The 7,825-nt window shown below is 29.0% G+C and carries 8 protein-coding genes; all 8 read left to right on the forward strand.

The window, feature by feature from the left end; genetic code table 11:
• Positions 1 to 52 precede the first annotated feature (52 nt).
• The 8 genes from ACRC8M_RS08610 (at position 53) to ACRC8M_RS08645 (ending at position 7,586) form a co-directional block, all read left to right on the forward strand.
• Complete coding sequence (locus ACRC8M_RS08610; RefSeq protein ID WP_438528766.1) at positions 53 to 760, forward strand: hypothetical protein; 708 nt, start codon at positions 53 to 55, stop codon at positions 758 to 760.
• The gene (locus tag ACRC8M_RS08615; protein ID WP_438528767.1) at positions 757 to 3,357 is read left to right on the forward strand and encodes a hypothetical protein; all 2,601 of its coding nucleotides are present in this window, start codon (positions 757 to 759) and stop codon (positions 3,355 to 3,357) included. The genes ACRC8M_RS08610 and ACRC8M_RS08615 overlap by 4 nt, the downstream gene beginning before the upstream one ends.
• A complete protein-coding gene (locus ACRC8M_RS08620; RefSeq protein WP_438528768.1) occupies positions 3,344 to 3,805 on the forward strand; it encodes a hypothetical protein in 462 nt (153 codons plus the stop codon). Before ACRC8M_RS08615 ends, ACRC8M_RS08620 begins: the two co-directional genes overlap by 14 nt.
• Before the next feature lies 1 nt (position 3,806).
• Entirely contained in the window at positions 3,807 to 4,250 is a 444-nt protein-coding gene (locus ACRC8M_RS08625) for a hypothetical protein (RefSeq protein ID WP_438528769.1), read from the forward strand.
• The gene (locus ACRC8M_RS08630) at positions 4,247 to 5,059 is read left to right on the forward strand and encodes a hypothetical protein (RefSeq protein WP_438528770.1); all 813 of its coding nucleotides are present in this window, start codon (positions 4,247 to 4,249) and stop codon (positions 5,057 to 5,059) included. The genes ACRC8M_RS08625 and ACRC8M_RS08630 overlap by 4 nt, the downstream gene beginning before the upstream one ends.
• A gap of 18 nt (positions 5,060 to 5,077) precedes the next feature.
• Positions 5,078 to 5,680, forward strand: coding sequence for an HD-GYP domain-containing protein (locus tag ACRC8M_RS08635; protein ID WP_438528771.1), 603 nt, complete (start codon positions 5,078 to 5,080; stop codon positions 5,678 to 5,680).
• On the forward strand, positions 5,673 to 5,930 hold the full coding sequence (locus ACRC8M_RS08640; protein ID WP_438528772.1) for a hypothetical protein: 258 nt from the start codon (positions 5,673 to 5,675) through the stop codon (positions 5,928 to 5,930). The genes ACRC8M_RS08635 and ACRC8M_RS08640 overlap by 8 nt, the downstream gene beginning before the upstream one ends.
• Before the next feature lie 753 nt (positions 5,931 to 6,683).
• On the forward strand, positions 6,684 to 7,586 hold the full coding sequence (locus tag ACRC8M_RS08645; RefSeq protein WP_438528773.1) for a diguanylate cyclase: 903 nt from the start codon (positions 6,684 to 6,686) through the stop codon (positions 7,584 to 7,586).
• The last annotated feature ends 239 nt before the right edge of the window (positions 7,587 to 7,825 follow it).

Raw genomic sequence — 7,825 nt, forward strand, 5'->3', positions numbered from 1 at the left:
CATAAAACCACTATTTTCAAATAGTGGTTTTTTTTTCTAAGGGGAGAGTAAAATGAAGAAATTAATATATATATTAGTGTATATATTCATAAATGTAAATATATACTCATATTTACAAATATATCCAACTATATTTGATAAAAATATAGATAAAAATGGAGGTAGCGAGGTATATGAACTGTCTAATCCTACTCTAAGCAAGGTTAGATACATTTTTTATATAGATAAGATATCTGATGAAAAAGATATGAGTCAATGGATTGAATATTATCCCAAGACAATGACTTTAAATCCAGGAGAAAAAAGAAAATTGACAGTTTTTGTAAAAGCTCCAGAGAAATTAAAGAAAGGTGAATATACGGCTATATTAGGGATAAAAGAACTACCGATTGTAACGGAAAAAGATATAATTGAAAAAAATAGGTCTTTAAATATTTTAACAAATTTAAAAATGGAGATAGCTGGTTTTGTAGGTGATTTGCCACTAGAGTTAGATGGTAAAAATATAGAACTAGATCAGAATAAAAGAAAGATTAATGGGAAAGTAAAAAATAATGGTGAAAAAAGAGCAACATTTACATTTTATTTAGTAAACACAGCTTCAAAGCAAGAGTATTATTTAGGAGCAGGAAGAATCTTGCCTAAAAAAGAGTTTGATTTGTCAACTCTTCCAGAAATTAAAAAGAATGAAAATCTTAAAAATTATAATGAAGTAGTAATAAAGGATAAGAATAGGGTAGTTAAGAGGTTGAAAATATGAAGATTAAGAATGCAATAATTATTATTGGTATTTTTGTAGCTTCTTTAAATATAATATTAGCATCAGAGTTTGAATTAGAAGAGATTGAAGGGTTTTTAAAAGATGGGTTAATAACCGCTGAAGAATATGAGGTGCTAAAAGATGAGATTTTAGGAACAGGAGATTCTAACACTGCGTATTTGTATGAAATAACATTGAATAATACATTGAGAAACAACTCGTTTAAAGCAAAAATAAAAGAGGGGAAAATATATTTTCCTTTACTAGAATTTTTCTCAATTATAAACTTGAATAATTATGAGCTGAAAGATAGGGAGCTGAAAGCACTCTTAGGCGAAGAACTTTTGGAATTTCAAATAAACTTAAAAAATAAGAAAATTATAATAGATGGAGAAAAAAGTAGTTATAATGATGAGATATTTTTAGAGGACGGAGAAGTTTATATTCAGAGTGAACTATTTGAAAATTTTTTAACAAAAAGTTTTGAGAGGGATGATAATAACTTTAAGATAAAAACGATATTAAAATTTAAAACGCCATATGAGATAAAAAATCAGATTGATAATAGATTAAGTAGATTTCAAGAGGAAAATGATAAGAATCTAGTTGTTTATACCCATGAAAATTCACTTTTTGATTTAGGTTATTTGAGAACAAAAATAGATTATAGTTATAAAGAAAGAGAAAAAGAAGGGGATTGGACATCAAGCTTAGAGTATCAAGGGGGATTTTTATACGGAGAGTTGACAACAAGCTATGATGTGAAGAATGGTCAATTTGGAGATGTAAGAATATACTACCCAGAGTTATACAAGGGTCATTCGTTAGAAGTGGGAAGCTATGGAAGTGAGAAGCGAGAACTGGGACTATCTTTTAAAAAAGAAAAAGGGTACTTTACTGTTGGAGATCAAGTTGTAATTAAAGAAAACGTACCTCTAGGAAGCAGAGTTGAACTTATTTATTTGGGATTTCCAATTGATGTAAAAGACTCTGAAAATGGAGTCATAGAGTTCAGTGGACCTGAGGTTAAAAGGGACCGTGAATACTCTATAAGAATATATTCTCCTGATGGGACAATAAGTGTCATAGATATATCAACAAATAAATCATATAATCAGCAAACTAAAGGTGAAATAGAATATGATTTTGAAATGAGAGAGGATTTAAGAGGAGATAGTTATAGAGGTAATGCAAATGTTTATTACGGTATAACAGATAACTTAACTTTAGGAGTAGGAGTCAATAGATTTTATGAAGAGGATGAAGAGGAGCAATACAAAAAAATAACTGCCTTTAATCCAGAGTTGGTCTATGGAAATAGTTTTAAAAAGAATGATTACACACTGGTCTTTGGAAGTGAATACGTAACTAATAATAGAAAAATAGACTATTTTGAAACGGAAGTTGATATAAAGAGGATAAAACTTAGGTCGAAGTTAGAGAGCTATGATAAATATTATGAAGAGAGATTTAAACAGAGATATAGTATTGAATATAATGCCTCGACTTTTCAAATAATATATAACTATACTGACCATAAATATAGAGAGGTTTTAAATAGTAGCAATGGAAAAAAAGAAAGAGAAATTAACTATGATGTAGGAATAAATTATAATCTACCATTCAAAAATTTATTGGTTACAGCAGATTATAAAATAGATAGAGAGTCAAGACAAGAATATTCAGTATCAGGTTACTATACAGGATACTATCTATTTAATACAAAATTGACAAACAGATGGCGAGACAATGGGAAAGAGTACACAACAACACTATCATTTAATAATAAGGATTTAACTTCAAAAGTAGATTATTCATTAGTCTTTGATTATACAAACAAAGGCGAAAAAGCTATAGGAATCAAATTCCAACTAGATTTAGATAATTGGTTTAATTTTAGTGTGACATCACCAGGATCAAGGAAAACAGTTTATAATTTAGGGGTAGACAGAATAATAGATTTGAAAAATGTAAAAGAAAATATAGAAACAATGGATTCTTCTAGAATAAAAGCAATAACATTTTTAGATGAAAATAACAATGGTATCTATGATGAAGATGAAAAGAAAATGCCACATAATGAAATTAAAATTGGTCAGAAGACAGCTTTTACTGATGACAATGGAGAAGCATGGATTTACGGTGTTCCCAATAATATTCTCTACGATTTAGATTTGAAAATTCAAAGACCGTCTTATACTGTTGGAGAAAATAAACTTAAAATTCAAGGGAAAAGAGTAGGTACTATAGAAGCTTATATTCCAGTGAAAACTAAGGTAAATTTAATTGGACAGATAGATACAAATGGTATTGTTTTGACAGAGTTGGAAAAAATTACGTTGATGCAAGAACTATCGGTTAGGGTAAAGGATTCAGAAGGAAACTTAATAGAGAAATTAACTGTAGAAGATGATGGTATGTTCTTTTTAAGTGAAATATATCCTGGAGATTATCAAATAGAAATTTTGTATTGGGGAGAAAAGTATAGTATAGATCAGATGGAAGAAAATATAAAAGTTAGGCACTTAGATGGGGAGGACGATATAGTAAACTTCCAATTGAATGTAGGTAAAGAGGTGAAAAATGAAAAAAAGTAAATTGTTAATTAAAGTGATTATAATAATGATTGTTATTATGGTAAAAAGCTATTCCAATGATGAACAGAATTTACCAGCAGGGGATTGGAAGCTGGTGGAACAAGGAAGAGAAATGACAATGAAAATACAAGCCAATGTCGTTACACCACTTCAAATCATAACGGATTTAGATGTGAAAGCAACAGTTGTAGATAAACAAAAATTAGAGATACCTTTTAAATTAGAAATGAATAAAAATCCAAACAAAACATATAAACTATCTTATACAGAAAAGGTTATAGATATAGATAATGATGGAAAGGTTGATGTTGAAATACTTTCGCCTGAATACTCAACAAGTAAAGTTATTGAAAATAATAAAATTGTAATTTATGGTGATGGAATAAAAGATGATGGAATATACAGAAAAAAGATATATATGACTGTTGAATTAAAGGATGGTATCTAAGATGAGAATTGTAGCATTATTTTTATTGATGACAAACTTGTTGTTTGCAACAATAGTTATTAAAGTGATAGAACCTTTAAATTTTAAAAATATAAAAAATGTGCAATTGGAGGGAGAAAAGGTTATATCTAAGGGATATTTGGAGATTACAACTACCGAAGTTGATCAGGATAATTCTAAAGATTATGGGAAACTTTTAAAAATAAAATTTCCATCAACACTTTTTATAACTAATAAAAACAATTGGATAATTGTAGAAAATATATCTTTGAATGAAGAAGAGAAGAATGGGGTTGTTTTTAAAAGGAATGGACAGAAGGTCGAAATTATAGGGATTATTGATAAAAGAAAGATCGATTCTTTAAGTGACAATGTGGATGGAGAGTACATAGGAGAAATACCTATGGAGATAGAGATATATGAGAATATAGGAGGCCTAGAATGATAAAGAAAATATTTTTATGTCTATGCTTAGTATCTAACTTAAAATCTGTTAGTCAGGAATATATTTTAGAAACAGTTGTTCAAAAAGAAAGGGCTGTTTTAGACTTAACAATAAAAAAAATTTCATCTAAAGGAATAACGGGAATAATTGATAGAATAGGGAAAATAGTACTTTTAGAAATAAATGAAAATAATCAGATATATATAACAGAGAATTTGGACGAATTAAGTTATGTTTCAGTGAGTGGTAAAAATAATAACTATAATAAAGTTGTTAATTACAACAATGAGTTACTAAATGGAAAAGAGATTAAAAATGGAAATTTATCTTATAGACTACAAAATTTTAATGGGAAAAAAATAATAAGTTTGGTTTATCAAATAGAACCAACAGATTTGTATATTGGAATAATTCAAAAAAATGGCGATTTAGATAAAGTCTATAAAGTTGAATTTGTAGAGGATATCGATCAAAAATTTGAATATTTAGGATTAACAGTTGAAACACCTGAGCCTTTAGATTTTAGAAAAAGTTTACTTTCTCAGAAGAAGGGTTCTGTAGTAGCTGCTTCAACACAAATAGTGGTAAAAAATCCAAATGGACTGAAATTAGAATTAAAAACAAAAACACCTCAAGTGGAGCTAAAAAATGGCGAAAGTACTTTAACTGTTGATAATTTTAATATTGAGGAAAAAAAAGAAATTGGTAAAAATGTTTTTATATTAACGGGAAAGATGGATGATTTACCATTGGATATACCTTCTGGACAATACAAAGGAACTGTATATTTAGAATTATATTCACAGTAAAGAGAAAAAGGAGCAGGGATGAAGTGGCGTTTTTTAAATTGTTTAGAGCAAATAAATTTGTATAGAGATGAAGATACGGGAAAACATTCTTTAAGAGTGGGGAAAATAGCGTTTACTTTAGCCACAAAACTAGGGATAAAGGATAGTGTGTGCCAAGAAATAAGAACATTTGCATCACTACATGATATTGGAAAAGTAGGAATTCCTGATAAAATTTTATTAAAAGAAGGTAAGTTGACAACAGAGGAATTTAACAGTATAAAAAAACATCCTGAAATAGGGTTCAATTTGATGAGAAAAGCTAAGTTTGGAGTGATTGCAGAAAATATAACAAAGTATCATCATGAAAAATGGGATGGAACTGGTTATCCCACTGGGTTAAAGGGAGAGGACATACCTTTGGAAGCGAGGATAACTATAATAGCGGATGTCTATGATGCTTTGAGACAGAAAAGATGTTATAAGGAAAGATTTACTCATGAAATTGCTTTGGAAATATTAAAAAAGGGTGAACATATTTATTTTGATCCATATTTATTAAAAAAATTTATGGAATATGAGAAAGAGTTTAATGAGATATCAACAGAAGAGTGTAATGGGGGGAATGAAGTGAATGATTAGTGGAGAGATTTTTAAAGGTATAATAGAGAATCATGAAAATGGATTCATTATTTTGAATGAAAAAAAAGAAGTGGTCTATATGAATAAAAATATTATCCAAATTTATGGAGAGGAAAGCAAAATTTTTTTAGGAAATTATTTAAGGTGTACCAATGCACTAAAAGAAAAAAAACAATGTCAACATACAAATAAATGTGAATTTTGTACTATTAATAAAGTGATAGATAAAGTTATAGAAACTAAAGTGTGACACGTTTTCATAGTGAAAAGCTGTGGCATGTTAAATGTAGCTTGAAACTGAGTACTTTAACAGAGAACTATATTTTTGAGAAGTAGAATGAAGGGGTAACGTCCTGAAATGCTTCCTCTAATACTCCGATATGCGATTAGATTCTAACTAAATCTGATGGTATAAAGCTCGGTAAAGTCAGTTGAGAGTTATCCCTAACAGTGAGGCTGAGGAAATGCGAACCAGAAGTGGTCGAGGTAATGATAGACTGGGAGTCAAATCTATATGGTTAGAATGTATAAAAATACCGACGAAGTTATGAGTGTACAAGTCTAAATTCTGATGCAATAGAAATGTTGTAACCACAAAATTGTGGGGTAAGTGGCGATTAGTAAAAGTTTTGGTTATGAAAATCGTTATACTGTTATAGGCAGTATCCAGCTTACAGGCTTATAGTAACGACCTAAGTAGATTTAATGATAGAAAATATGGAACGTGGAAAGCAAGGCACAATATAAAACCTAGTTAGAGGGTTGGTGAATATAAGTTAAGGATTTAACGAAATTTCTTTAGCCTTGTGGGAGAAGGGGTGTAGTACCAATGAAACTATGATAACAAGTAGTGGAGGGATAGCCCCAAGTTACTAATCTTAAAGTCAATAAAAAATATTAGTGATGGAACGCCGTATGAGGTGAAAATCTCACGTACGGTGTGGAGCAGGGGAAAAGATGACGATAGTATCAAAGTCTTACCTATTGCTATAAAAAAGAGATTTTGTCAGACTTTCATTTTGATTCCAATGGAAAGAGTTTAAAATTAAATTTAAAAATATATTTAAGTGATGGGTATGTTGTCGTAGAGTTTTTAAATTTAAGTGAAGAAGAGAAAAAATTCCAACATTTGACAAAAATATTAGACCGCAGTCAAGATTTACTATTTTTTAAAAATTCATCTTTAAAATATGAGTATTTAAATATAAGTTTTGCTAAATTATTTGGAAAAAAAAGAGAAGAAGTTTACGGTAAAACAGATAAAGAGTTACTACCAGAAGAACTTTACCATCAATGTTTTAATGGAGATTTAAATGCAATAAAAAAAGGTTCATACATAGGGATTGAGAGATTTAATAATAGAAGTTATCAAGTTTTGAAAGAGTTTGTTGATGGAGGAGTCTTAGGTATTGCTAAAGATATTACAGAAGAGTTGAAACAGAAGAGTTTAGCTGAAATTGATTCATTAACAGGGCTTTATAATCGGAGAAAATTTTTAGAGATGATAGATTATATATATGGAAACGAAGTAGATTCGTACTACTTGTTTTTAATTGATTTAGATGATTTGAGAGATTTGAATAATATTTATGGTCATATTAAAGGGGATAAATATTTAAAAAAATTAGGAGAAATTCTAAATAGATACTCTGAAGGAGTATTTTTTAGAATAGGAGGAGATGAGTTTGCGGGATTAGTCAATGGAGAGGAATCTGAGGTAAAGAAAATATTAAAAAATATTTACAGTGATTTGAATGACCTTAATTTCAAACCAGATTTATCTATAAGTGTGGGAATAAAAAAAATAGATATAACAAAAAACTATTTGGAGAATTACACAGATGCGGATAGATTGTTATATGAAGCAAAAAAGAGTGGAAAGAAGTGTTATGTTATATCATTTTAAAAACTATTAAATTGTAAAAAAATATAAATGTTGTAAAAAAAAGTTGACTTAGTTTTAAAATTGTGGTACTATAATTCTTGTCAGCGGAAAAAGTCACTGACAAGAATTATAGAAAAGGACATTAACAACCGAATAGAGAAAATAGTCAGAAGTTATGAAAATAACAAAACGCCAGAAATGGCAAACCAATAAATGGTGTAAACGTAAGTCTTAGGACTTTAAATATATTTGAATGAAGA

It is taken from the genome of Cetobacterium sp., assembly GCF_051653945.1.
Lineage (GTDB): Bacteria > Fusobacteriota > Fusobacteriia > Fusobacteriales > Fusobacteriaceae > Cetobacterium_A.

What these genes read in the sequence shown, in the direction of transcription:
- ACRC8M_RS08610 (WP_438528766.1), top strand. Translation starts at nt 53, where the DNA reads ATGAAGAAATTAATATATATATTAGTGTATATATTCATAAATGTAAAT.
- ACRC8M_RS08615 (WP_438528767.1), top strand. Translation starts at nt 757, where the DNA reads ATGAAGATTAAGAATGCAATAATTATTATTGGTATTTTTGTAGCTTCT.
- ACRC8M_RS08620 (WP_438528768.1), top strand. Translation starts at nt 3,344, where the DNA reads ATGAAAAAAAGTAAATTGTTAATTAAAGTGATTATAATAATGATTGTT.
- ACRC8M_RS08625 (WP_438528769.1), top strand. Translation starts at nt 3,807, where the DNA reads ATGAGAATTGTAGCATTATTTTTATTGATGACAAACTTGTTGTTTGCA.
- ACRC8M_RS08630 (WP_438528770.1), top strand. Translation starts at nt 4,247, where the DNA reads ATGATAAAGAAAATATTTTTATGTCTATGCTTAGTATCTAACTTAAAA.
- ACRC8M_RS08635 (WP_438528771.1), top strand. Translation starts at nt 5,078, where the DNA reads ATGAAGTGGCGTTTTTTAAATTGTTTAGAGCAAATAAATTTGTATAGA.
- ACRC8M_RS08640 (WP_438528772.1), top strand. Translation starts at nt 5,673, where the DNA reads ATGATTAGTGGAGAGATTTTTAAAGGTATAATAGAGAATCATGAAAAT.